Origin of the sequence: Ferrovibrio terrae (assembly GCF_943371255.1) — a bacterium.
Lineage (GTDB): Bacteria > Pseudomonadota > Alphaproteobacteria > Ferrovibrionales > Ferrovibrionaceae > Ferrovibrio > Ferrovibrio terrae_B.
This window is the reverse complement of the sequence record NZ_CALRUC010000003.1, coordinates 37153-60417: the sequence shown is the minus strand read 5'-3', so window position 1 is coordinate 60417 and position 23265 is coordinate 37153. Positions and strand designations below refer to the sequence as shown.

The 23265-nt window shown below is 62.6% G+C and carries 26 protein-coding genes; 16 read left to right on the top strand and 10 right to left on the bottom strand.

Annotated features, from left to right (window positions below; translation table 11 throughout):
* The 5 genes from AAG799_RS01540 to AAG799_RS01520 form a co-directional block, all read right to left on the bottom strand.
* The gene (locus AAG799_RS01540; protein ID WP_341894025.1) at positions 1 to 864 is read right to left on the bottom strand and encodes an MBL fold metallo-hydrolase; all 864 of its coding nucleotides are present in this window, start codon (positions 862 to 864) and stop codon (positions 1 to 3) included.
* 11 nt (positions 865 to 875) lie between these two features.
* Positions 876 to 1409 (bottom strand): rhodanese family protein, encoded by a 534-nt coding sequence (locus AAG799_RS01535; RefSeq protein WP_341894024.1) that lies wholly within the window; start codon positions 1407 to 1409, stop codon positions 876 to 878.
* A gap of 19 nt (positions 1410 to 1428) precedes the next feature.
* The gene (locus tag AAG799_RS01530) at positions 1429 to 1740 is read right to left on the bottom strand and encodes a metalloregulator ArsR/SmtB family transcription factor (protein ID WP_341894023.1); all 312 of its coding nucleotides are present in this window, start codon (positions 1738 to 1740) and stop codon (positions 1429 to 1431) included.
* A gap of 98 nt (positions 1741 to 1838) precedes the next feature.
* A complete protein-coding gene (locus AAG799_RS01525) occupies positions 1839 to 2993 on the bottom strand; it encodes a YbfB/YjiJ family MFS transporter (protein WP_341894022.1) in 1155 nt (384 codons plus the stop codon).
* A 150-nt stretch (positions 2994 to 3143) separates the two neighbouring features.
* Positions 3144 to 3971, bottom strand: coding sequence for a hypothetical protein (locus AAG799_RS01520; protein ID WP_341894021.1), 828 nt, complete (start codon positions 3969 to 3971; stop codon positions 3144 to 3146).
* 158 nt (positions 3972 to 4129) lie between these two features.
* On the opposite strand from AAG799_RS01520, the gene AAG799_RS01515 reads away from it, so the two are divergent.
* The 5 genes from AAG799_RS01515 to AAG799_RS01495 are packed head-to-tail and all read left to right on the top strand — an operon-like array spanning position 4130 to position 7954.
* Complete coding sequence (locus AAG799_RS01515; RefSeq protein ID WP_341894020.1) at positions 4130 to 4795, top strand: hypothetical protein; 666 nt, start codon at positions 4130 to 4132, stop codon at positions 4793 to 4795.
* Entirely contained in the window at positions 4782 to 5108 is a 327-nt protein-coding gene (locus AAG799_RS01510) for a UxaA family hydrolase (protein WP_341894019.1), read from the top strand. The genes AAG799_RS01515 and AAG799_RS01510 overlap by 14 nt, the downstream gene beginning before the upstream one ends.
* A complete protein-coding gene (locus AAG799_RS01505; RefSeq protein ID WP_341894018.1) occupies positions 5105 to 6313 on the top strand; it encodes a UxaA family hydrolase in 1209 nt (402 codons plus the stop codon). The genes AAG799_RS01510 and AAG799_RS01505 overlap by 4 nt, the downstream gene beginning before the upstream one ends.
* Positions 6314 to 6334: 21 nt before the next feature.
* Complete coding sequence (locus AAG799_RS01500) at positions 6335 to 7084, top strand: SDR family oxidoreductase (protein ID WP_341894042.1); 750 nt, start codon at positions 6335 to 6337, stop codon at positions 7082 to 7084.
* Positions 7085 to 7105: 21 nt separating this feature from the next.
* The gene (locus AAG799_RS01495) at positions 7106 to 7954 is read left to right on the top strand and encodes a fumarylacetoacetate hydrolase family protein (RefSeq protein ID WP_341894017.1); all 849 of its coding nucleotides are present in this window, start codon (positions 7106 to 7108) and stop codon (positions 7952 to 7954) included.
* Positions 7955 to 7959: 5 nt separating this feature from the next.
* Here AAG799_RS01495 and AAG799_RS01490 read toward each other — a convergent pair whose 3' ends face one another.
* Entirely contained in the window at positions 7960 to 8907 is a 948-nt protein-coding gene (locus AAG799_RS01490; protein ID WP_341894016.1) for a sugar kinase, read from the bottom strand.
* A 141-nt stretch (positions 8908 to 9048) separates the two neighbouring features.
* Between AAG799_RS01490 and AAG799_RS01485 the strand changes: the two genes are divergently transcribed.
* From AAG799_RS01485 to AAG799_RS01445, 9 genes are all read left to right on the top strand, one after another.
* Positions 9049 to 9756 (top strand): GntR family transcriptional regulator, encoded by a 708-nt coding sequence (locus AAG799_RS01485; RefSeq protein WP_341894015.1) that lies wholly within the window; start codon positions 9049 to 9051, stop codon positions 9754 to 9756.
* A 2-nt stretch (positions 9757 to 9758) separates the two neighbouring features.
* The gene (locus AAG799_RS01480; RefSeq protein WP_341894014.1) at positions 9759 to 10655 is read left to right on the top strand and encodes a DMT family transporter; all 897 of its coding nucleotides are present in this window, start codon (positions 9759 to 9761) and stop codon (positions 10653 to 10655) included.
* A gap of 28 nt (positions 10656 to 10683) precedes the next feature.
* The gene (locus AAG799_RS01475) at positions 10684 to 12462 is read left to right on the top strand and encodes an IlvD/Edd family dehydratase (RefSeq protein ID WP_341894013.1); all 1779 of its coding nucleotides are present in this window, start codon (positions 10684 to 10686) and stop codon (positions 12460 to 12462) included.
* Positions 12463 to 12636: 174 nt separating this feature from the next.
* The gene (locus tag AAG799_RS01470) at positions 12637 to 14031 is read left to right on the top strand and encodes an ABC transporter substrate-binding protein (RefSeq protein WP_341894012.1); all 1395 of its coding nucleotides are present in this window, start codon (positions 12637 to 12639) and stop codon (positions 14029 to 14031) included.
* Positions 14032 to 14053: 22 nt separating this feature from the next.
* Positions 14054 to 14932 carry a sugar ABC transporter permease gene (locus AAG799_RS01465; RefSeq protein WP_341894011.1) on the top strand — a complete coding sequence of 293 codons (879 nt, stop codon included), beginning with the start codon at positions 14054 to 14056 and terminating at the stop codon, positions 14930 to 14932.
* Positions 14929 to 15771: a carbohydrate ABC transporter permease gene (locus AAG799_RS01460; protein ID WP_341894010.1), complete on the top strand. Its 843-nt coding sequence runs from the start codon at positions 14929 to 14931 to the stop codon at positions 15769 to 15771. Before AAG799_RS01465 ends, AAG799_RS01460 begins: the two co-directional genes overlap by 4 nt.
* 40 nt (positions 15772 to 15811) lie before the next feature.
* On the top strand, positions 15812 to 16885 hold the full coding sequence (ugpC, locus tag AAG799_RS01455) for a sn-glycerol-3-phosphate ABC transporter ATP-binding protein UgpC (protein WP_341894009.1): 1074 nt from the start codon (positions 15812 to 15814) through the stop codon (positions 16883 to 16885).
* Positions 16886 to 16897: 12 nt separating this feature from the next.
* Positions 16898 to 17788, top strand: a complete 891-nt coding sequence (locus tag AAG799_RS01450; protein ID WP_341894008.1) for a 2-dehydro-3-deoxygalactonokinase — start codon at positions 16898 to 16900, stop codon at positions 17786 to 17788.
* Positions 17785 to 18420 (top strand): 2-dehydro-3-deoxy-6-phosphogalactonate aldolase, encoded by a 636-nt coding sequence (locus tag AAG799_RS01445; RefSeq protein WP_341894007.1) that lies wholly within the window; start codon positions 17785 to 17787, stop codon positions 18418 to 18420. Before AAG799_RS01450 ends, AAG799_RS01445 begins: the two co-directional genes overlap by 4 nt.
* A 1-nt stretch (position 18421) precedes the next feature.
* Here the strand turns inward: AAG799_RS01445 and AAG799_RS01440 are convergent, their stop codons facing one another.
* Positions 18422 to 19513, bottom strand: coding sequence for a patatin-like phospholipase family protein (locus AAG799_RS01440; protein ID WP_341894006.1), 1092 nt, complete (start codon positions 19511 to 19513; stop codon positions 18422 to 18424).
* A gap of 34 nt (positions 19514 to 19547) precedes the next feature.
* On the opposite strand from AAG799_RS01440, the gene AAG799_RS01435 reads away from it, so the two are divergent.
* Entirely contained in the window at positions 19548 to 20444 is an 897-nt protein-coding gene (locus tag AAG799_RS01435) for a methyltransferase domain-containing protein (RefSeq protein WP_341894005.1), read from the top strand.
* Here AAG799_RS01435 and AAG799_RS01430 read toward each other — a convergent pair.
* Positions 20441 to 21049 (bottom strand): TetR/AcrR family transcriptional regulator, encoded by a 609-nt coding sequence (locus AAG799_RS01430; protein ID WP_341894004.1) that lies wholly within the window; start codon positions 21047 to 21049, stop codon positions 20441 to 20443. The genes AAG799_RS01435 and AAG799_RS01430 overlap by 4 nt on opposite strands.
* Before the next feature lie 87 nt (positions 21050 to 21136).
* On the opposite strand from AAG799_RS01430, the gene AAG799_RS01425 reads away from it, so the two are divergent.
* Positions 21137 to 21571 (top strand): VOC family protein, encoded by a 435-nt coding sequence (locus AAG799_RS01425; protein WP_341894003.1) that lies wholly within the window; start codon positions 21137 to 21139, stop codon positions 21569 to 21571.
* On the opposite strand, the gene AAG799_RS01420 is transcribed toward AAG799_RS01425, so the two are convergent.
* Positions 21568 to 22032 (bottom strand): (deoxy)nucleoside triphosphate pyrophosphohydrolase, encoded by a 465-nt coding sequence (locus tag AAG799_RS01420; RefSeq protein WP_341894002.1) that lies wholly within the window; start codon positions 22030 to 22032, stop codon positions 21568 to 21570. The two genes, AAG799_RS01425 and AAG799_RS01420, sit on opposite strands and share 4 nt — an antisense overlap.
* Entirely contained in the window at positions 22013 to 23248 is a 1236-nt protein-coding gene (argJ, locus tag AAG799_RS01415) for a bifunctional glutamate N-acetyltransferase/amino-acid acetyltransferase ArgJ (RefSeq protein ID WP_341894001.1), read from the bottom strand. The genes AAG799_RS01420 and argJ overlap by 20 nt, the downstream gene beginning before the upstream one ends.
* Between the last annotated feature and the right edge of the window lie 17 nt (positions 23249 to 23265).

The following is a 23265-nucleotide window of genomic DNA, read 5'->3' as shown; positions in this document are numbered from 1 at the left end:
CTACAGCGCGTCGACCGGGATTTTCAAATACCGCATGCCGTTGCTTTCGGCTGCGGGCATATGGCCGGCACGCATGTTCACCTGCACCGAGGGCAGGATCAGGCGCGGCATATCCAGTGTGGCATCGCGCTTGCGCCGCATGTCGACAAAGCTGTCTTCATCGATGCCGTCATGCACATGCACATTGCCGGCACGCTCGGCGGCCACCGTGGTCTCCCAGCGATAGTCATCACGGCCTGGCGCCTTGTAATCATGGCACATGAACAGCCGCGTTTGCGGAGGCAGGGCGAAGATCTTGCGGATCGAGCGGTAGAGCAGGCGTGCGTCACCGCCAGGAAAATCGCAGCGCGCCGTACCGTAATCAGGCATGAACAGCGTGTCGCCGACAAAGGCCGCATCGCCGATCACATAGGTCATGCAGGCTGGGGTATGGCCCGGCGTATGGATCGCCTTGGCCTCGATGCCGCCGATGCGGAAGGACTCTCCGTCATTGAACAGGTGATCGAACTGGCTGCCGTCGCGCGCAAAATCGGTGCCGGCATTGAAGACCTTGCCAAACACATTCTGTACGACGGTGATGTTGAAGCCGATGCCGAGCTTGCCGCCGAGTTGCTCTTTCAGATAGGGCGCAGCCGACAGATGGTCGGCATGGACATGGGTTTCCAGAATCCAGTCCAGCTTCAGGCCCTGCTGCCGGATGAAGGCAATAATGGCATCCGCCGAGGCTTTGCGCGTACGGCCGGATGCCGGGTCATAGTCGAGTACGGAATCGACGATGGCACAGACCTGGGTTGCCGGGTCGACCACGACATAGCTGACCGTGAAGGTCGGCTCGTCGAAGAATGCATGGACCTGGGGGATCATCGGCTGCTCCGTTAGGCAGAGAGGAATTTGCGATTCCAGGGCATGGCGGCGAGCAGGCGCGCCATGCCACAGAAGCCAGTCATCCCCGCCATCATCAGGCCGGCGCCGACGAAACCGCTGAGCGCGATGAACCAGGGCGAGACCAGCCAGGCCAGGATGGCGCCCAGCAGGGCCATGCCGCCGGCCGTGATCTGCACCTGCCGCTGCAGGTCGAGCGGTGCCTCGGCGTTGAAATGCACCGGCAGGCCGGCCGATTTCCAGGCATCGAGACCGCCATCGAGCACGTAAGCCTCGCGAAAGCCCTTGGCCAGCAGGCGGGAGGCATTCATGGCGGTGCGATTGCCGCTGCGACAGGTGAAGACGGCTACCTTGTTACGCTCGGTATCGAAGTCATGGCTGTCGATGGCGGCCAGCGGGACGAGGCGGGCGCCATGGATATGCTCGCGGGCATATTCTGATGGCTCGCGGATATCGATCAGGACGATCTCACCGCGCTGCAGACGCTGCTGCAGGTCGGTCGGGGTGATTTTGGGCAGGATGGACATGGCGATACTCCGGATTGTGTCAGCGGGCCGGTTTGCAGAACTGGTCATAAAGCAGGCCAATCATCGCCTCGATGCGAGGATCGGCGAGCCGGTAGTAGATAGTCTGGCTGTCGCGGCGTGTGGCGACCAAGCCGTCTTCGCGCAGACGCGTGAGATGCTGCGACAGGGCCGACTGGCTCAGACCGACGGCCTCAGCGAGGCTGCCGACCGAGCGTTCCTCGCCCATCAACTGGCATAGTGTGAGCAGGCGCTTTTCGTTGGCCAGGGCACGCAGGAAGCGGCTGGCCTCGGCGGCACTGGCCTTCAGTCGTGTCAAATCGGCCTTGCGCATCGGATTCTCGTTTCATTAATTAGGTGTTTCTAATTTAGTAAATACTAATATAAAAATCAAGTCCCAGAATGTGGAATTCCTGCAGCCAAAATTCAGGCTTAATTCTTTGGTTTACGGGCGAAAATGGTGAGCAGCATCGCGACAAAGACGCCAGCGGCGCCGAGCGCGAAGAGCAGATTATAGGAATGCGTCTGGTCGAACAGGAAGGAAAACAGATAGCCCACGCCGGCGGAGGCGCCGGCGAAGCCGGCAGTCAGCCAGCCCCAGACCTTGCGATGGGCGCCGAAGCCGACCAGTTCGACCACACGCCCCGAGGCCAGCGCAGAGATGCCGGGAGTCATCGCACCGACGGTGATGGCTGAAATCGCCAGAGCGACGGGATGCTGGGAGAACAGCGGAATGGCGATCGCGGCACTCTTGATGGTGAGCACGCCGATGATGCTGCGATAAAAACCGAACCATTCGGCAGCAAAGCCAACCATCAGCGGGCCGCTGATCGCCCCGACACCGAACAGCACCCAGTAGAGCCCGCCGGCGGCAACGCCACGCTCAAGCCCGCGGGCGACATAGTCGGCGAGAAATACGGTGTGCGGCACGAAGCCGGCGGAATCCAGCGTATAGGCAGCCAGCAGCAGCGCCACCGGCAGGGTAAAGGCCCGCGCGGGCGCAGCCTCCGTGGGCGGTGCGGGCAGGGCGGCATCGCCATCCCACTGCTTCCAGGTCAGTGCCGCGATGACCAGTGCCAGCAGGCCCATGCCGATCCACACCGGTCCGGGGCCCCAACCGGCCAGGGCGGGCACCAGCGTGCCGGCGGTGATGATCCCGGTGCCGACGCCAGTGAAGATGATGCCGTTGCTGCGGCCACGCTGGGCCAGCGGCGCGCGAGACAGAATCAGGGGAATGGCGCCAACCATCAGCAGACCGCCGGTGAAGCCGGCCAGGAAACGCCACGGGGCGAACCAGACAAAACCCCAGGGCAGGGCACAGGCAATCAGGCTGATGGCCGAAAGCACCATGGAAGCACGGGTCAACCGTGGCACTGGCACAAGCTTCGCCATAGTCGCCGCCATCAGGCTGCCGGCAACATAGCCAAACAGGTTGGTGGCGCCGAGATAGGCTGCTGCGCCGGCGCTGAGCCAGCCGTCCTGGATCAGGACAGGAATGAGCGGCGTATAGCCGAACCGGCCGAGGCCGAGGCCGAGCAGCAGGGCGCCGAAACCGGCCAGGGCATTGCGCAAAACAGGATTGATCATGGACCAGACAACACAAGAGGGCCGGCGACACCGGAAAGCTGGCCAGTAAGCCACGCAGGCATGCTAGCCCGGCAAGCCGGTGGCGACGACCCCTGCCGCCATACGATTTAGCGATGGGTCTTATGCGTTTCTGTGTCGGCTGCGGCGGCCTTATTTGCCGAGCAGACCTTTCAGCTTGTCGGCCGGGCTGCTGCCGGCCGCACCGCCTGCTGCGCCACCCGTTGCACCGCCGAACAGTCCGCCGGCCTGGTCCTTGATCAGATTGCCGACCTGCTTCTGCAATTCTGCCGTGGCAACCCGCGAGGCCTGTGCACTGATGGTGCCGATCACCTTTTCAGCCACTTCGGCCGGCGTGGCACCGCCCTTGTCCTTGCCGATATCCTTCAACTGGATGGTCGGCAGCGGGGCGGACAGCGTGCGGCCCTGCAGGGCCTGATGCGTGGCGGAAATCTTGCCGTCGCGGATCACCAGGTTCTCGATGATGACTTTTTTCTCCGGCTGCTGGCTGGCCGCCTTGTCGGCGTCGCCGCTGGCGCCGGCGCTTTTGTCCGGTGTGGTCTTGCCACCGCTGAACTTCGCGGCATAGGACTGCACATTCTTCTGGATGGCCTCCAGGTTGCCGCCACCGCCGGCATATTCATACAGCACCGCCGGCTGCAGGATGGTCACATCCTTGATGACGATGGTGTTGGACTGCAGCGTCGAGATATCCAGCACAATCTTGATGTCGCCAAGCGAGATGGCGTCATTGCTGCTGAAACCCTTGGGGTTCTTCACTACCAGACTGTTGAGTTCGCCGCCGCCTTCCTTGAAGGACAGCTTGACTGATTTCAGCGTCACGCTGGTCTGCGTGGCTTCCGAGCCGTAACGCTCAACCATCGCCTTGATCACGCTGTCGATATTGGAGGCGAAGTAATATGCCGCGCCGGCAATGGCAATGACGACGATGGCAAAGGCAAGAGCGATTTTCTTCATCATGGCTTTGGTCCTTCTGGTGTTGCCTGCCGTCCCCGAGTTTTGCCGGCCGATTATCCGCCTGCTGGCCCCGGTGCTTCAACCGTCATCAGGCCGTGACTAGTCAGGACCAGGGAATCTGGCTAAAGTTCCTGCAACTGATATATCAGATGGGAGTGAAAATGTCCGAGACCCTGCCGGCTGATCCGCTGGCGGAGCGTTTGAGCCGCTGCTACGCCTCCGCCGTCCATGATGTGCTGCGTGCCCAGGGTCACGACAACTGCCTGCTGCCTTACGATATCCGCCCGCTCAACATCAAACACACCCTGGCCGGCCAGGTCTGGACCGTCAGTGGTCATATCGACCGCACCAAATCCGCCCATGAGACCCTGCTGGAATGGACCGGGGTGCTGTCCAAGGCACCCGGCGGCAAGGTGGTGATCTGCCAGCCGAACAACAAGGAAGTGGCGCTGATGGGCGAGCTGTCGGCCTCGGCCCTGCAGCTCAAGGGCGTGCGCGGCTATATCGTCGATGGCGGTTGCCGCGATGCGGCGATGATCGACGAGATCGGCTTCCCGACCTGGTGCAGCTTCTACACACCCTCCGACATCGTCGCGCGCTGGGTGCCCGACAGTTTCGGCGCACCGATTACCATCGGCACCGTCACGGTCTGCACTGGCGATTACGTGATCGCCGATCGTGACGGCATCGTCATCATTCCGGCTGCGATGGCCAGCGATGTGATCACCCGGACCGAAGAGGTGATGGGTACCGAAGGCGAGGTCCGTCGCAACATCATGGCCGGCATGGACCCGCAGGAGGCCTACAAACGCTATGGCAAGTTCTGAGGCTGGGGCAGGCTCTGACACCGATCCGCGCCTGCTGGTGCTGGCGCCGGGCGACAATATCGCCGTCGCCCGTTCCGAAATCGCCGCCGGCACCGGCCTGTCCGTGGCGGGGCGGCGGGTGACGCTGCAACGCGCGCTGGGTTTTGGTCACAAGATCGCGCTGCGCGATATCGCGGCCGGCGAGAAGATCGTCAAATACGGCGCGCCGATCGGCCGCGCCACAGCGGCGATTGCGCTGGGCGCGTATGTGCATAACCACAATGTTGCCAGCGATTACATGCCGAACACCGTTGCCGTGGAGGCCGCCCTATGAGTGAGATTGCAATGCGCGGCTGGCGCCGGGCCGATGGGCGCAAGGGTATCCGCAATTATGTCGCCGTCGCCTATCTGGTCGAATGCGCCCATCATGTGTCGAAGGAAATCGCCTGGCCCTATCGCGAAACTGGCGCCCATGTGATCGGTTTTCCCGGCTGTTATCCCAATGCCTATGCGCTGAAGATGATGCAGCGGCTGTGCACGCATCCCAATGTCGGTGCCGTGCTGCTGGTGTCGCTCGGCTGTGAAGGCTTTAACAAGAAACTGCTGGAACGCACGATTAGGGAGAGCGGTCGTCCGGTGGAGCTGCTGGCGATCCAGGACAATGGCGGCACCCGCTCGACCATCGAGAAGGGCCGCGCCTGGGTTGAAGCGCAGTTGAAGGCGCTCAGCGAACAGCCGACCGAGCCGATGGCGGTATCCGAGCTGGTGGTGGGCACCATCTGCGGCGGCTCCGATGCTACCTCGGGCCTGACCGCCAATCCTGCCATGGGGCGCGCCTTTGATTTCCTGGTGCAGGAAAAGGCGGCGACGATCTTCGAGGAAACCGGCGAGCTGATCGGCATGGAAGGCTGGATGGCCGAACGGGCGGTGACGCCGGAGCTGGGCCAGGAACTCAAGGCCTGTGTCGCCAAGGCAGCGCGGTATTATGAGACGCTTGGCTATCCCAGTTTCGCGCCGGGCAATGCCGATGGCGGGCTCACCACCATCGAGGAAAAATCGCTCGGTGCCTATGCCAAGAGCGGGGCTTCGCCGATCAGTGGCATCATCAAGCCCGGCGATATTCCGCCCCGTGGGGGCCTCTATCTTCTCGATGTCGTGCCCGATGGCGAGGTGCGCTTCGGCTTCCCCAATATCAGCGACAATGCGGAGATCGCTGAACTCATTGCCTGCGGCTCGCATGTCATCCTGTTCTCCACCGGCCGCGGCTCGGTGGTTGGCTCCGCGCTGGCGCCGGTGATCAAGGTTTGTGCCAATCCGCGCACCTATGCGCGCATGGCTGACGATATGGATGTGAATGCCGGCCGGATTCTAGAAGGCACGGCCGATCTCGATACCGTGGGCCGCGAAATCTTCGATCTGGTCAAACAGGTGGGCGCCGGCGCCGCCACAAAATCTGAAGGCCTCGGCCATCAGGAGTTCATTCTCACCTACAAGAGCTTCGAGCCAATCGGCCCGGCCTGTCTGCCGGCCGTGGCATAAAAGTAAGAACAGGAGATCATGATGCGTTTGGAAGGCAAGACAGCGGTGATAACGGCGGCGGCACAGGGCATCGGTCGCGCCTCGGCCATCGCCTTTGCGCGCGAAGGCGCCACAGTCATCGCAACCGATGTGAACGAACCAAAGCTGAAGGAGCTCGGCAGCCTGCCCAATATCCGCACCCGCAAACTGGATGTGATGGATGCGGGCGCGATTGCGGCCTTCGCCAAGGAGGTCGGCGCTGTCGATGTGCTGTTCAACTGTGCCGGATTCGTCCATCACGGCACCATCCTGGAGACCGAAGAGAAGGATTGGGATTTCTCCTTCGATCTGAATGTGCGCGCCATGTATCGGCTGGCGCGGGCCTTGCTGCCGGCGATGATCGCCAGCGGCAAGGGCGCTTCCATTGTCAACATGTCTTCAGCCTGTTCTTCGGTGAAGGGTGCGCCCAACCGTTTCGTCTATGGCACCACCAAGGCGGCCGTGATCGGCCTGACCAAATCGATTGCGGCCGACTTCATCAAGCAGGGCATCCGCTGTAACGCGATCTGCCCGGGCACGATCCAGACGCCGTCGCTGGACGACCGCATCGCCAGTCAGGCCGCTGCAGCTGGCGGCGTCGAGCAGGCGCGTGCCGGTTTCGTTGCGCGCCAGCCGCTCGGCCGGCTTGGCACGCCTGAGGAAATTGCCGCGCTGGCGGTTTATCTCGCGGCCGATGAATCCGCCTTCACCACCGGCACGATCCACGTGATCGATGGCGGCTGGTCGATCTGATCTGAGCAAGGAGAAACGACGATGAAACTGCTGCGTTACGGCCCGCCGGGCCAGGAAAAGCCCGGTTTGCTCGATGCCTCGGGCACGATCCGCGATCTGTCCACCGTGGTGCCCGATATCGCCGGCGCGGCGCTTGGCCCGTCAGGACTGGCCAAGCTCAAATCGCTCGATCCGATGGCGCTGCCAGTGGTTTCGGGCAATCCGCGCATCGGCCCCTGCGTCGGCCATGTCGGCAAGTTTATCTGCATTGGCCTGAATTATTCCGACCATGCCGCCGAAACCGGTGCCACCGTGCCGCCGGAGCCGATCATCTTCATGAAGGCGACCTCGGCCATCACCGGGCCGAATGACGATGTGATCATCCCGAAGAACTCCCAGAAGACCGATTGGGAAGTGGAGCTGGGCGTGGTGATCGGTTCGGTGGCGCGCTATGTCAGCGAAGCCGATGCCATGAAGCATGTTGCCGGCTATTGCCTGATCAATGACGTGTCGGAACGTGCCTTCCAGATCGAGCGCCATGGCCAATGGACCAAGGGCAAGAGCGCCGACAGCTTCGGCCCGATCGGCCCATGGCTGGTGACGGCAGACGAAGTGCCAGATCCGCAGAATATGTCGATGTTCTGCGACATCAACGGCAAGCGGTTCCAGGATGGTTCGACCAAGACCATGGTTTACGGCGTGCGTTACCTGATCAGTTATCTGAGCCAGTTCATGTCGCTGCAGCCGGGTGACATCATTTCAACCGGCACGCCGCCGGGCGTTGGCATGGGCCAGAAGCCGCCGCTGTATCTGAAGGATGGCGACAAGATCCATCTCGGCATCCATGGGCTGGGCGAGCAGCACCAGACCGCACGGAACTATAAGGGCTGAGTTTCCTAGAGCGGGACGGGCGCATTGCGCCCGACCGACTGGAAGAAGGCCTCCACGGCGGCACGGCGCGGAATCGGAGCAACCGCGCCGTAGCCGATCGTGGTCAATGCCGCCGCCGCATTGGCGTAAGTCACCGCATCCAGTGGACTTGCGCCGCGCACCAGTTCGGCGAGAAACGCGCCATCAAAACAATCCCCCGCCCCGGTGGCATCCACGGTCGGCACACGATGACCGACCAGGCGCCAGCGCCCCTCGCTGTTGGCCACCAGCACGCCATCAGCGCCGCATTTCAGCACCACCAGCGGAATGCCCATGCTGCGATAGAAATCGAGGATGGCCAGCGGATCACTGAGGCCGCTGAGCGCGGTGGCGTCTTCCAGGCTCGGCAGGGCAATATCACTGAGCTTGAGCGCGGCATGGATCGCCGCGCGTGCCGTTTCCAGTGGCCAGAGCTTGAGCCGCAGGTTGGTGTCGAAGGATACCTTGCGCCCGGCCTTGCGCATGCGATTGATCGCCGTCATGGCCGTATCGCGCAAGGACTCGCTCACCGCCAGGGTGATCCCTGACACATGTAGCAGTTTGGTGCTTTCCAGCATGTCGCCGGGCAGGTCGGCCGGGGTCATCCGGCTGGCGGCCGAGTCCTTGCGGAAATAGGTGAAGGTGTGACCGGCCTCGCCATGGGTGACAAAGTAGATTGCCGTCGGCGCATCGGCCCTACGGCCGACCGGGCTGGTATCCACCTGCTCGCGTTGCCACAGGTCGAGCAGCAGATCGCCGAACGGATCCTGGCCGACCAGGGTGCAATAGGCGACACGGGCGCCTTGCCGCGCTGCAGCAATCGCGCAGTTCGAGGTATCGCCGCCATAGCCGCGCAAGTATTGGTCGCTCTCTGCGCCGCCCGTCTGGTTAAACTCGACCATGGCTTCGCCGAGGCAGAGAATGTCAAATGCCATTCCGGTTGCGCCTCCTGTCGATCCTTCCTAACCCGAGAGGGACTGCAAGGGCAAGCCAACTGGCATATCAGATACTATCCTGCTTGAACCGGCCTAGACGGCGCTGCTACGCTGCGGGCTGGCAGGAAAGGTCCGTCCGTCATGGCAAAACAGAGCGCAGCCCGCACCACACGGCTGGAGCGCCCGAAGTCCCTCACCGAACTGGTGAAGGATCATGTCCGGGGGCGGATCACCAATGGCGAGTTGATGCTGGGTGAGGCGCTGTCGGAAAATGTTCTGGCAGCCCAGCTCGGCATTTCCAAAACACCGGTGCGCGAAGCGTTGCTGCAGTTGAAGCTGGAGGGGCTGGTCGATATCCAGCCGCAGCGCGGCAGTTTTGTTTTTTCGCTGGCGCCGGAAGAGGCGGCCGAGATGTGCCAGTATCGCGTCATCCTGGAAGCAGCCGCGATGCGCGATGCGCTGGCCAATGACGAGGCCGGGCTGCTCGATGCTCTGGAGCAGAATGTGCGGCGCATGGCCAAGGCCGTGGCGGATGGGGATATTCCGGCCTACCGCCGGCTGGATACCGAATACCATCTGCATATCCTGACCCGGGCCAACAATCGTTTTCTGACCCAGGCGCACCAGCAGTTGGAAATGAAAATCCAGGCCCTGCGCGCGAGTGTCACCTCGAAAAGCCGCACGGTCGAGGACTCCCTCGCGGAGCATCAGAATATCGTCAAGCTGCTGCGCGCCAAGGAACGGACCAAGGCGCTCAACCTGCTGGGCATCCATATCCGCGCGGCCTCGCGCGACTACCAGATCATCCTGCATGAACAGGCGCGCGGCCGGGACAGGCGGAGCAGCTAGTCATGGCCGAGCGTGCCCTGAGTAACGCCGGCATTCCTGCCGAGACCAGTCACTGGCATGGCATCCTGTTCATGCTGCTGGGCACGGCATTGTTCACCTTCAATGATGCTCTGGGCAAATGGATGGTGGCCAGCGTGGCGGTCGGCCAACTGCTGTTCATCCGCTCAGCGGCGGCGCTGGTCGTTTTGCTGCCGATGGTACACAAGACCGGCTGGCGTGAAGTGTTTGTGCTGGCCCAGCCGGGCCGGCAGATCGTGCGCCTGGTGCTGATTGTCGCCGAAGTCGCCTGTTTCTATCTGTCGGTCCGCTACCTGCCGCTGGCCGATGTGATGTCGGTCTATCAGGCCACGCCATTGATCGTCACCGTGCTGGCGATTCCCTTGCTGGGTGAAATGGTCGGCTGGCGCCGCGGCGTTGCCGTGGCGGTCGGCTTCATTGGCGTGCTGCTGGTACTGCAGCCCGAGGGCGGCATGTTCACTGCGCCGGCACTGATCGCGCTGGCCGGCTCCACGGCCTATGCGCTGATGATGATTGTCACGCGTCAGCTGCGGCAGACCGGGGCGCTGTCGCTGATCGTCTATCACACGCTGGCGGTCGGCGCCGCCGGGCTGCTGACCCTGCCCTGGGGCTGGGCACCGATCGACGCTTCTGGCATCGGCTATCTTGTCCTGATCGGCGTGGTGGCCACGGGCGCCCATGCCTGCGTGAACCAGGGCCTCCGGCTGGCACCTGCCGCCGTGGTGGTGCCCTACACCTATACCTCGCTGCTCTGGGCGATTCTGCTGGGTTGGCTGTTTTTCGCCGACCTGCCGACGCCGCTGATGCTGCTGGGTGCCGGGATCATCGTTGCGAGCGGGTTGTTCGTCCTGCATCGCGAACGACAGGTGAAGACGACATAAAGTAGGATTTGGTTCGAGGGAGCCCCATATGACCGAGAAGAAAAAACTGCGCAGCCGCGAATGGTTCGACAACCCGCATGATCCGGGCATGACCGCACTGTATCTCGAGCGCTATCTGAATTTCGGCCTCACCCTGGCCGAGCTGCGCGGCGGCAAGCCGATCATCGGTATCGCCCAGTCGGGCAGCGACCTGTCGCCCTGCAACCGGCACCATATCGAGCTGGCCAAGCGCGTGCGTGAAGGCATCCGCGACGCCGGCGGCATACCGTTTGAATTTCCCACCCATCCGATCCAGGAAACCGGCAAGCGGCCGACTGCGGCGCTGGACCGCAACCTGCTGTATCTGACGCTGGCCGAGCTGCTGTATTCCTATCCGCTCGATGGCGTGGTGCTGACCACCGGCTGCGACAAGACCACACCAGGCATGCTGATGGCGGCGGCCACCGTGGATATCCCGGCCATCGTGCTCTCTGGCGGCCCGATGCTGGATGGCTGGTACAAGGGCATGCGCGCCGGATCTGGCACGGTTGTCTGGTTCGCGCGCCAGGAGCTGGCGGCCGGCCGCATCAATTACGACCAGTTCCTCGAAATGGTGGCCTCCTCGGCGCCGAGCCCGGGTCATTGCAACACCATGGGCACGGCGCTGTCGATGAACAGCATGGCCGAGGCCCTCGGCATGTCGCTGCCCGGCTGCGCGTCGATTCCGGCGCCGTATCGCGAGCGCGCCCAGATGGCCTACGAGACCGGTCGCCGCGCTGTCGAGATCGTGCATGAAGACCTCAAGCCGTCGCAGATCATGACCCGCAAGGCGTTTGAGAATGCCATCGTGGCAGCCAGCGCGCTGGGTGCCTCGACCAACTGCCCGCCGCATCTGAATGCCATCGCCCGCCATATGGGCGTCGAACTGGATGTGAAGGACTGGGACAAGGTTGGTTACGACACGCCGCTGCTGGTCAACCTGATGCCGGCCGGCGAGTATCTGGGTGAGGGCTTCCATCATGCCGGCGGTGTGCCGGTGGTGATGCGCGAGTTGCTGGAGGCCGGCAAGCTGCATGCCGACGTGCTCACCGTGAATGGCAAGAGCATGGGCGAGAATGTGAAGGACGCGGTCTGTGAGGATCGCAACGTGATCAAGCCCTACAAGCAGCCGATGCTGCCGGAAGCGGGCTTCGCGGTACTGTCAGGCACACTGTTCGATTCGGCGGTGATGAAGACGTCCGTGGTGTCGGCGGAGTTCCGCAAGAAATACCTGGAGCGCCCGGGCGACCCCAATGCCTTTGAGGGCACAGCCATCGTCTTTGAAGGGCCGGAGGATTACCACGCGCGGATCAATGATCCAAAGCTGCCGGTCGACGAGAACAGCATTCTCGTCATCCGCAACACTGGCCCGATCGGGTATCCGGGCGCGGCCGAGGTGGTGAACATGCTGCCACCCGACAGGCTGGTGAAGCAGGGTATCAATCTGCTGCCCTGCATCGGTGACGGTCGCCAGAGCGGTACCTCGGGCAGCCCCTCCATCCTCAATGCCTCGCCCGAAGCCGCCATTGGCGGTGGCCTGGCGTTGCTGCAGACCGGCGACAAGATCCGCATCGACCTGAACAAGCGGAGCGCCGACATTTTAATTCCGAAGGATGAGCTGGAGCGCCGCCGCAAGGCCTGGGTTCCGCCGAAGCTGGTGAACCAGACACCATGGCAGGAGCTGCAGCGCCAGCATGTGGGCCAGTTGTCCACAGGCGGCTGCCTGGATTTTGCCACGGATTATCAGCGTATCGCCGAAACTTTCGGTGTGCCGCGGCATAACCACTGAGGGAATAAGGGCATCTGCAGCGCCTGTGCCGCCAGGGACGAAAGGCGGGCAATGGGGGCTTGGCAGGCCGGGCCGGGCTGGCTAAACTGATATATAAGATGCTACGTAGAATGCCGCGTTGCATCGGTAACCGATAGAAAAAACCCACAACGGGTCAGGCAGGGAGGAATAAAAATGCGTAAGTCAACCATGCGTAAAACCGCGGGGCGGATTCTCGCCGGCGCAGTATTGGGCGGTGCGGTTCTGGCCGGTGCAATGCCTGCACAGGCGCAGGAAAAGCTCACCGTCTGGTTCAACAAGGGCTTCTACCCGGCGGAAGACGTCGCGCTGAATGCGGTGATCGACCGCTTCAAGCAGAAGACCGGCGTGACCGTCGAACTCAGCCTGTTCGGCGTCGAAGACATCATCACCAAGGCCGTGTCGGCGGTGGAAGCCAAGACCCCGCCGGACGTGGCCTTCGGCTGGACCTTCGATTTCCGCACGGCCGGCAAATGGGCCTATGAAGGCAAGCTGGAAGACCTGTCCGACGTCATCACGCCGAACAAGGACAAGTTCCTCGCCGGCGTGCTGGATACGGCTTTCCTGCAGGGCCCGGGCGGCAAGCGTGCCTATTACGGCATGCCGATCTACCAGCAGACCATGCATGCGAATTACTGGAAGGACATGGTCGAGGAAGCCGGTTTCAAGGAAACCGACATCCCGAAGGATTGGAAGGGCTACTGGTCCTTCTGGTGCGACAAGGTACAGCCCGGCCTGCGCGCCAAGGGCAAGCGCGTCTATGGCATCGGTCATCCCTCGTCGGTGGAAGCTTCGGATACCTTCTACAGCTTCCTCTCCTATGTGAATGCCTATAACGCGATGCCGGTCGACAAGGACGGCAAGCTGCTGATCACCGATCCGAAGATCAAGGCCGGCATGGTTGCCGCGCTGAAGGACTACACGGATATCGTGGTCAAGGGCTGCACCCCGCCCGGTTCGCTGTCGTGGAAGGATGTCGACAACAACGTCGCCTTCCACAACAAGACCACCCCGATGACGCATAACGCGACCATCTCGCTCCCCGGCAAGCACATGGATGACATGATGAATGCCAAGGAGCAGAAGGATCGCGATCAGGCCAAGACCAACTACTATGACCTGATCCGCACCACAAACTGGCCGGCCAAGCCCGATGGGCAGGCACTGCCGAATCTGGTGTCGATCAAGCTGGCGGTGGCTTTTGCCGATGCGCCTAACAAGAAGCGCGCCAAGGAATTCCTCGCCTTCCTGGCCCAGTCCGAGAATCTGATCCCTTATACCGAGGGTTCGCTCGGCCGCTGGTTCCCGGTCACCAAGGAAGCGGCGGAACGCCCCTTCTGGCAGGAAGACCAGCATCGCAAGAATGTGTACCAACAGTTCGTGAAGCAGCCGACCGTGCCGTTCCCGTTCGTCTATAACTACAAGTTCACCACCGTGAACGCGGAGAATGTGTGGGGCCGTGCCATGTCGCGCGTCGTCCAGGACAAGGTTTCGCCCGAGCAGGCGGTCGACGAGATGTTCGCCCGCATCAAGCAGCTGGTCGAAGGCTGAGTCTGAATAGCGGCTGATCGTCGTGGTTGCTGTTATCGACGTGCAAGCCGGGGAAAAGGCCCCAGGTCGTCTCTCGCAGGAGGCGATCTGGGGTCTCATTTTCCTCGTGCCCTATATCGTTCTGTTCCTCACCCTGGTGATCTACCCGGTCGGCTATGGCCTGATCCTGGGCACCAATCCCAAAAGCTATGTGCGGCTATGGACCGATCCGGTCTTCACCCGCACCATCGTCAACACCGTGGTCTTCCTCGGCGTGGCAGTGAACATCAAGCTGTTCCTCGCCTTGCTGCTGTCCGGCTTCTTCGCTCATGAAAAGCGCTGGATTCGCTGGCTCAGCGTGATCTTCATTCTGCCTTGGGCGATCCCCTCGATTCCCACCATCCTGTCCTTCCGCTGGATGCTCAATGCCGAGTGGGGCATGCTCAATTCGCTGATCTTCCGCCTCACGTTGGAAGACGGGCCGAACTGGCTGCTCGACCGCTGGAGCGGCCTGGGAATGATCTCCCTGGTGCATATTTGGAAGTACCTGCCGTTCTGGACCCTGATCATGCTGGCCGGTCGTCTGGCGATCCCCAAGGATCTCTATGAATCCGCCGATGTCGATGGCGCCAGCCCGCTGCAGAAATTCTTCTATGTCACCTTCCCGAGCATGCGGAACCTCTACATCACCTGCACATTGCTCTCGACCATCATGAGTCTTGGCGATTTCAACTCGATCTATCTGCTGACGGGCGGTGGACCGGCCGATTCGACGCAAACACTCGCCACGCTTGGCATCCGCTATGCCTTCGGCATGTCGGAAGTCGAGGTTGGTGTCACCACCGTGGTTGTGGCGCTGCCGGTGATGCTGCCGCTGCTGGTTCTCATGCTGCGACGGATGAGAAAAGGCGAGCAGCCATGAGTCTGCGTAAAATATTGATTGAAGCACGCCTGATGCTGCTCGGGGTCGTCATCTTCATCTGGACGCTGATCCCGATCTATCACCTGTTCGTCATGTCGATCACGCCGCGCGTGGAAACCTTTGCCGGTGCGCTCTGGCCGTCACGCCCGACGCTGGAAAATTATGAGACCGTCGTGAAGCAGGGTCACTACTATCTCGAGCATTTCTGGCAGCAATTGTGGAACAGCGCTTTCGTCGCCGTGATGGTCTGTGTCATCACGCTGGTCATTGCCTCCACCGCCACCTTTGCGATCAGCCGACTGCGGGTGCGCGGCGGCCGGCTGGTCTCCAATATGGCATTGGCGACCTATCTGATCCCGCCGGCCTTCCTGGCGATCCCGATGTACAAGGTGATGGGAGTCTATGGCCTGCTCAATACGCAGTGGTCGCTGATCCTGACCATGGTGACCTTCGCTTCGCCTTATGCCATCTGGGTGCTGAAGCAGTATGCCGACAAGCTGCCCTATGAACTGGACGAAGCCGCTCGCATCGACGGTGCCAGCCCGCTGCAGATTTTCCGCCTGATCTATCTGCCGCTGATGGCGCCTTCTCTGGTGGCGATCGGCACCTATGCACTGCTGCTGGCCTGGAACGAGTATCTCTACGCTTTCCTGCTGCTGTCGGCTGACAAGGACATCACCCTGGCCGTGGCGCTCGGTCATTTTCTCACCACTGACGATGCGCCGTTCAATGTGCTCATGGCGACAGGTGCGGTTTATGCATTGCCGCCGGCAGCGATCTACTATGTGTTCCGGCGTTACATGGTGTCCGGCCTCACTGCGGGGGCAGTGAAGTCGTAATTCTTGCGACGACAATAAAAAGAGTAACAGGGAGTTTGAAATGGCGAGCGTGAGTGTGGAAGCGGTGCGCAAACGCTATGGCGCGCTGGAAGTGGTCCACGGCATCGATATTGCGATCCCGGACGGTGAATTCGTCGTTCTGGTGGGACCGTCCGGCTGCGGCAAGTCCACCCTATTGCGCATGATCGCCGGTCTGGAAGAGATTTCTGGTGGCGTCGTTCGCATTGGCGAGCGGGTGGTGAACGAAGTGCCGTCGAAAGACCGCGACATCGCCATGGTGTTCCAGAATTATGCGCTCTATCCGCATATGACGGTGCGCGAGAATATGGGCTTTTCGCTGAAGCTGCGCAAAGCCGATCGGGGCACGATCGGGGAGCGGGTCAAGCGCGCCTCGGAGATTCTCGGTCTCGATACTCTGCTGGATCGCTATCCCAAGCAGCTTTCCGGCGGGCAGCGCCAGCGCGTCGCCATGGGGCGCGCCATTGTGCGCAATCCGCAGGTCTTCCTGTTTGACGAACCGCTCAGCAACCTGGATGCCAAGCTGCGCGTGCAGATGCGCACCGAAATCAAGGCCCTGCACCAGCAACTGAAGACCACCTCGATCTATGTCACCCATGACCAGATCGAAGCGATGACCATGGCCGACCGCATCGTGGTGATGCATGACGGCATTGTTGAGCAGATCGGTACACCGCTGGAGCTATATGACCGTCCGGCCAATCTGTTTGTCGCCGGCTTCATCGGCTCGCCGGCGATCAATCTGATCCGCGGCACGCTACGCCGCGATGCTGCGCGCAGCTGGGTATCCACCGATGCCGGCATCGATCTGCCGCTCAATGGCAACATCATCGGCCAGGATGGCCAGGCGGTGGTCTATGGCATCCGGCCCGAGCATCTGTCGCCATCGGATAGCGATGGGCTGCCGGTGACCGTGGGTGTGGTTGAGCCGACCGGTGCCAGCACCTTTGTCTATGCCGACCTGAGCGGCGCACAGATTTGCGGCGTTTTCAGCGAGCGGCACGGTTTCAATCCCGGCGGCAAGATGCATCTGATGCCGCAGCTTGATCGCGTGCATCTCTTCGATTCTGCCACGGGGCGGCGCCTGTCGGCCTGAGCGGCAGCCGGTATGATCGGCATAGACTGGGGCAGCAGCGGCTTTCGTGCCTATCGCATGGCGGCCGATGGTGCGGTGCTGGAACGCCGTGCCGCCACGTCCGGTATCGCCAGCCTGACGCCGACCGACTATGCCGCCGTCCTGCAACAGCAGATTGGCGATTGGCTGCAGGCCGATCCGGCCGCAGCTGTGCTGCTGTCCGGCATGGTGGGTAGCCGGCAGGGCTGGCGCGAAGCTCCCTATACCGAATGTCCGGCCGGCCTGGCTGATCTTGCAGGCGGGCTCTGCCCGGTCGAGCTTGGCGGCGGGCGCCTGGCCCATATCGTGCCGGGCCTGTCCTGTCGCAACGACGATGGCATACCCGATGTCATGCGCGGCGAGGAAACCCAGATTTTCGGTCTCGATCTGGCCGGCGATGCCACGATCTGCCTGCCCGGCACCCATTCCAAGCATGTGCAGGTCCGCGGCGGTCGCATTACCGGTTTTGCCACGGCGATGACCGGCGAGGTTTTCGCCCTGCTGAGCAGCCACGGCCTGATCGCCGCAATGTTACAGGCGGAAAGCGGCCCGGACCTGGATACCGCGGCCTTTGAAGCCGGCCTTGCCCTCTCCGGCCAGTCGGGCGGCCTGCTGCACCACCTGTTCAGTGTGCGCACGCGAAGGCTGTTTAATGAGCTTTCCGCGGTGGCTGCGACGCACTATCTTTCAGGTATCCTGATCGGCCATGAATTGCGGGCGACCGCCTGGGCCGGAAAGGTCGTCATCGTCGGAACCGGCGTGCTGACGATGCGTTACCGGAAGGCTTTCGCCTTCCTCGGCAGTGATGCCGATGTGGCGCCGGAAGATGCCGCGGCAACCGGGCTGTATCGCCTGGGGGTGCTGACGGCGAGGAGGACGCCATGAAGGATCTTTCAAGCTGGCTGCAGGCCTGCCCGCTGGTCGCCATTTTGCGTGGCGTGAAGCCCGAGGAAGTGGTTGATATCGGCGCGGCCCTGATCGAGACCGGTATCCGCATCATCGAGGTGCCGCTGAATTCACCCGATCCGCTGACCAGCATCAAGAATCTGGCCAAGCGCTATGGCGATCAGGCGCTGATCGGCGCGGGCACCGTGGTGGACTGCACGATGGTCAAGCGTATCTGCCAGGCGGGCGCCCAGCTGGTGGTGTCGCCGCATGCCTGCGGCGATGTCGTGCAGAAGGCCAAAGTGCTCGACATGATATCCATCCCCGGTTTTGCCACGCCGACGGAAGCTTTTGCCATGATCCAGGCCGGCGCCGATGGGCTCAAGCTGTTTCCGGCTGAAGCCTTCTCGCCGGCAGTGCTGAAAAGCCTGCGGGCCGTGTTGCCCAGCACCATGCCGGTGATCCCGGTCGGCAGCATCAATGCCGACAATATGGATCCCTGGCTGGAAGCGGGCGCCGCCGGCTTCGGACTGGGTGGGTCGATCTACAAACCCGGCTTCACACCGCAGAAGGTGGCCAAGCGGGCCCGCGCGGTGATGCGGGTGATCCAGCCGGCGGTTGCGGCAGAATAATTTACAGGAATTTCGCCGCTATATCGGTGGTGGACACCTTGCCGATATCGTTGAAATGCTTGCGCAGGAATGTGCCGGCCTGGCGTCGCCCAAGCGCATGGAGCTTCTGCAGGAAGTCCCACTCGACATTGTATTTGCTGGTGGCGCCATAGGCGGCGAGCTGTTCCTCGGCGTCGATGGTATGGATCAGCATATGTTTGAGCCGGCCGCCATCGTCGAAGCCTGACTCAACCAGCCGGGTGACAAAGGCAATGGCACGCATCTCGCGCACCAGGCTGGAATTGAAACTCAGGGTATTGGCGCGGTCGAGAATGGATTGCGGGGTTTTCGGGACGCTGGGAATCCGCATCGGATTGATCTGCACGATCAGCACGTCGCGGCTGTCGCAATTGTAGATGATCGGAAAGATCGGCGGGTTACCCATGAAGCCGCCATCCCAGTAATAGCTCTTGCCGATTTTCACCGCCTGGAACAGCTGCGGCAGACAGGCGGAGGCGAGCAGGGCATCGATGGTGACATCGCGGTTCTGGAAGACCTTGATCTTGCCCTCCAGCACATCGGTAGCGCAGACGAACAGCTTGACCGAGCTGCATGCATGCAGGCTGTCGCAGTCAATGGTCTTTTCCAGGATGCCGCGCAGCGGATTTTTGTTGTTCGGGTTGGTCTGGTAGGGCGAGGCGAGCTTCGTGCTCATCTCCAGCAGCTGATAGCTGGGCGAATAGTCGATGCCGCCGAATTTGAACCATTGGTCCAGCAGGGTCGGCCGGAACGGTGACAGAGCCGCCGAGTCAGCCACCCGTTTCCAGAACTCCTGCAGGGTGGCACGTGCCATGGCCGGGCCGCCCTTGTGCAGGCCATAAGCCAGCACAGCGGCATTCATCGCGCCGGCCGAAGTGCCACTGATGCCTTCGATCTCGAAACAGTCTTCCTCCAGCAGCCGGTCGAGCACCCCCCAGGTGAAGGCGCCATGAGTGCCGCCGCCTTGCAGGGCGAGATTGAGGGGCTTGCGTTTCTGCGTTCGCCGCGCCGGCTTGGGTGCTGCCGCTTTGACTGCCTTGGCGATGGCCTTCTTAATTTTTGTCCGTACCGGCATGGCGAGGTGCGTGGGCCCGTGGCAAAATGCGGTGATGAGCGACACTATGCAGGTCTTCGACCGCGCCGCCAAGCGGCGTCAGCGCCAGCGCGTGATTGGGGGCGGCGCGGGTGATTTCGATTTCCTGCGCGTAGCCGTGGCCGAGCGCCTGTTCGATCGGCTGGACGATGTGCGGCGCAGCTTCCCGCGCGCGCTGGTGCAGGGTTGCAATGCACCCTGGCTGCAGCCGCATCTGGCCGGCCGTGGCCAGATCGAAACCCTGATGACCATGGATGCGCTGCCCGGCGGCGGCTGCCATGTGATCGGCGACGAAGAGTTTCTGCCGTTTGGCGAGGGACAATTCGATCTGGTGGTCGGATTGCTCAATCTGCACTGGGTCAACGATCTGCCGGGCGCCCTGATCCAAATCCGCCGGGCGCTGAAACCCGATGGCCTGTTTCTCGGCGCCATGCTGGGCGGATCGACGCTCACCGAACTGCGGCAGTCCTGGCTGGCGGCCGAGGCAGAAGTCGAGGGCGGCGCCAGCCCGCGGGTCTCGCCGATGGCCGAGACGCTGGATGGTGCGGCCCTGCTGCAGCGCGCCGGCTTTGCTCTGCCGGTTGCCGACAGCGAGGTCATTCCGGTCACCTATGCCGATGCTTTCAGCCTGATGCGCGACCTGCGTGGCATGGGCGAGAGCAACGCGGTGCATGATCGGCGCAAGCATTTCACCCGCCGGTCGACGTTATTCCGCATGGCGGAGCTGTATCAGCAGCGCTTTGCCGGTGCCGATGGCCGCATCCCGGCGACCTTCGAGGTGATTACGCTCACCGGCTGGTCGCCGCATGAAAGTCAGCAGAAACCGCTGCGGCCCGGCCAGGCCACGCATCGTCTGTCGGATGCGCTTGGCACCGTGGCCTATCCGGTCGGCGGCCCGCCAAAGTCCAACTAGGCCTCTGGGGTGAACAGCAGTTCCAGGATGCGTTTGAGCGTCGCGTCAGCGGCCTTGCGTGCAGCCACGTCGTCCTTGGCCTCGGCCAGCCACAACACAGCCTCGTTCATCGCACCGCTCAACAGATAGGTCAGCGCCTCGGCTGGCAGTCGCTGGCTGCGCGGCAACTCGGCCAATGCCGCCTCGATGCCCTGCCGTAACGAGCCCATGCCATGGCGTGCATCGATCTCGCGCCAGCGCTGCCAGCCGATCACCGATGGCGCATCGATCAGGTAAATTTGTCGCGCTGCCGGCTGCAGGCAGGCATCCATGAACGCCTGCGTCCCCCTGACCAGGGCGTCTACGGGTGACTTGGCCTTGCCGGCTGCCCGTTCGATCTCGGCCAGCACCTCCTGCGCCACCTGTTCGACCACGGCGGCGAACAGCGCCTGCTTGTCGGCGAAGTGGTAGTAGAGCGCGCCGCGGGTCACGGCCGCCCGCGCCACCACCTCTTCGGTGCCGGTGGCGGCATAGCCCTTTTCGGCGAACAGCGCGCGTGCGGTGGCCAGCAGGGCGGCCCGCGTCGCGGCGTGTTTTTCAGCCTTGGTCTGACGTTTCTCTTGCATACATACAGCCTGTATGTTTATATCTGGCTCGCAGCAGGTTGTCCAGCCCGTTCATCAACCACCCGTTCGCCTGTCCAGGAGGCCGCCATGAAACTCACCAGCTATTACCCCGTGATCTGCACCGCCGCCCTGGCCGAGACCCGGGCGTTTTATGAAACCCATTTCGACTTCGCCCCGGCCTTCGAGAGCGACTGGTATGTCCATCTGACCAGCCGGAGCGATTCGCGCGTCCATCTTGCCATACTCGACCACAGCCATCCGACGATTCCCGAAGGTTATCGCAAGCCGGCCCAGGGCCTTCTGATCAACTTCGAGGTCGAGGATGTGGATGTGGCCTATGAAAAGGCGCAGGACGCCGGGCTGGATATCCGCCTGTCGCTGCGCGACGAGGCCTTCGGCCAGCGCCATTTCATTGTTGCCGATCCCAGCGGCGTGCTGGTGGATGTGATCAAGCCGATTGCGCCATCGGAAGACTTCGCCGCGCAGTACAAACCCGAAGTCCTGAAAAAGATTTCCGGCTAGCCCAGCAGGTCGCGCAGCATCGCCACCAGCGGCACATCGGCCGGCGGCATCGGCAGTTCGGCCATCTTGATCGGCCGTACCCATTTCATCGCCTGGCCCTCGCGCGGCTGTGGCTGGCCGGCCCAGCGGCGGCAGACATAGAGCGGCATCAGGAGGTGGAAATCGTCGTAGGCATGGCTGGCGAAGGCAAAGGGCGCCAGGCAGGCGGCGCTGATATCGAGATGCAGTTCTTCATGCAGCTCGCGGATCAATGCAGCTTCCGGCGTTTCGTTTTTTTCAACCTTGCCGCCGGGAAATTCCCACATGCCGGCAAGCTTCTTGCCCGGCGGTCGCTGGGTCAGCAGCACGCGGCCATCGGTATCGACCAGCGCGACGGCCACCACCAGAACGATCGGCTTGGGCGTCAGCAGGGCCGAGGCATCGCCGGGGCAGAGCGGGTCGTCAGCTGCGATAGTCGGCATTGATATCGATATAGCCGTGCGTCAGGTCGCAGGTCCAGACGCGTGCCGTGCCCTTGCCGATTGCCACATCCACCTCGATACGCACATCGCGGCCTTTGAAATGCTTGGTCGCGGCCGCATCGTCGTGATCGGGCCGCACCATGCCGTTCTTGGTCACCGGCTTGCCGCCAAGCCTGATCACCAGCTTGTCGCGGTTGGCCGGCTCGGCCGATTTGCCCACTGCCGCGATGATGCGGCCCCAGTTGGCATCGGCGCCGGCAATCGCCGTCTTCACCAGCGGCGAATTGGCAATCGCACGGGCAATGATGCGGGCGGAGGTGTCGCTCTTGGCGCCGGTGACGTCGATGGTTACCAGCTTCTGGGCGCCTTCGCCATCGCGGGCGATCTGCTGGGCAAGGTCGCTCATCACGGCGGCCAGCGCCCGGCGGAAGTCGGCCAGCCGCTTGTCGGAAGCCTTGGCATGCAGGGCATTGCCAGCCTTGCCGGTGGCGAACAGCAGCACGCTGTCCGAAGTCGAGGTGTCGCCATCCACCGTCAGGCAGTTGAAGCTCTGATTGTTGGCAGCCTTCAGCAGTGCCTGCAGCGTGTCTGCCGGCAGTTTGGCATCGGTGACGATAAAGGCCAGCATGGTCGCCATATCCGGCGCAATCATGCCCGAGCCCTTGCAGAAGCCGTTGATCGTCACGGTCTTGCCGTCGATCTTGCAGGTGGCGCCGGCCAGCTTGGGGAAGGTGTCGGTGGTCATGATCGCCTTGGCGGCGATCATCCAGCCTTCGGCTTTCAGCCCGGCTTTCAGCTTGGGCATCTGCGCCACGATCTTGTCAGCCGGCAGGATCTGGCCGATCACACCGGTGGAGGCCAGATAGACCTCGTTCGCCTTGCAGCCAAGCGCCTTGGCGGCACCATCGGCTGTGGCCTTCACCGCCTGGGCGCCGGCCTTGCCGGTGAACACATTGGCGATACCGGCATTCACCACCAGCGCGCGGGCAGCGCCATTGGGCAGCACCTTGCGGCACCATTCCACCGGCGCACCGGGCATGGAGGAGCGCGTGAACAGGCCGGCCACCGTGGTGCCGGGCGCGAATTCGATCAGCAGCAGATCGTCGCGGCCCTTGTAGCGCATGCCCGACAGGGCCGTGGCCAGTCTGGCTCCGGCCACGGCCGGCAGTTCGGGATAGGTGGACGGTGCCAGCGGTGAAACCGGATGCGCGGCCATCAGTATGCTCCTGGGAC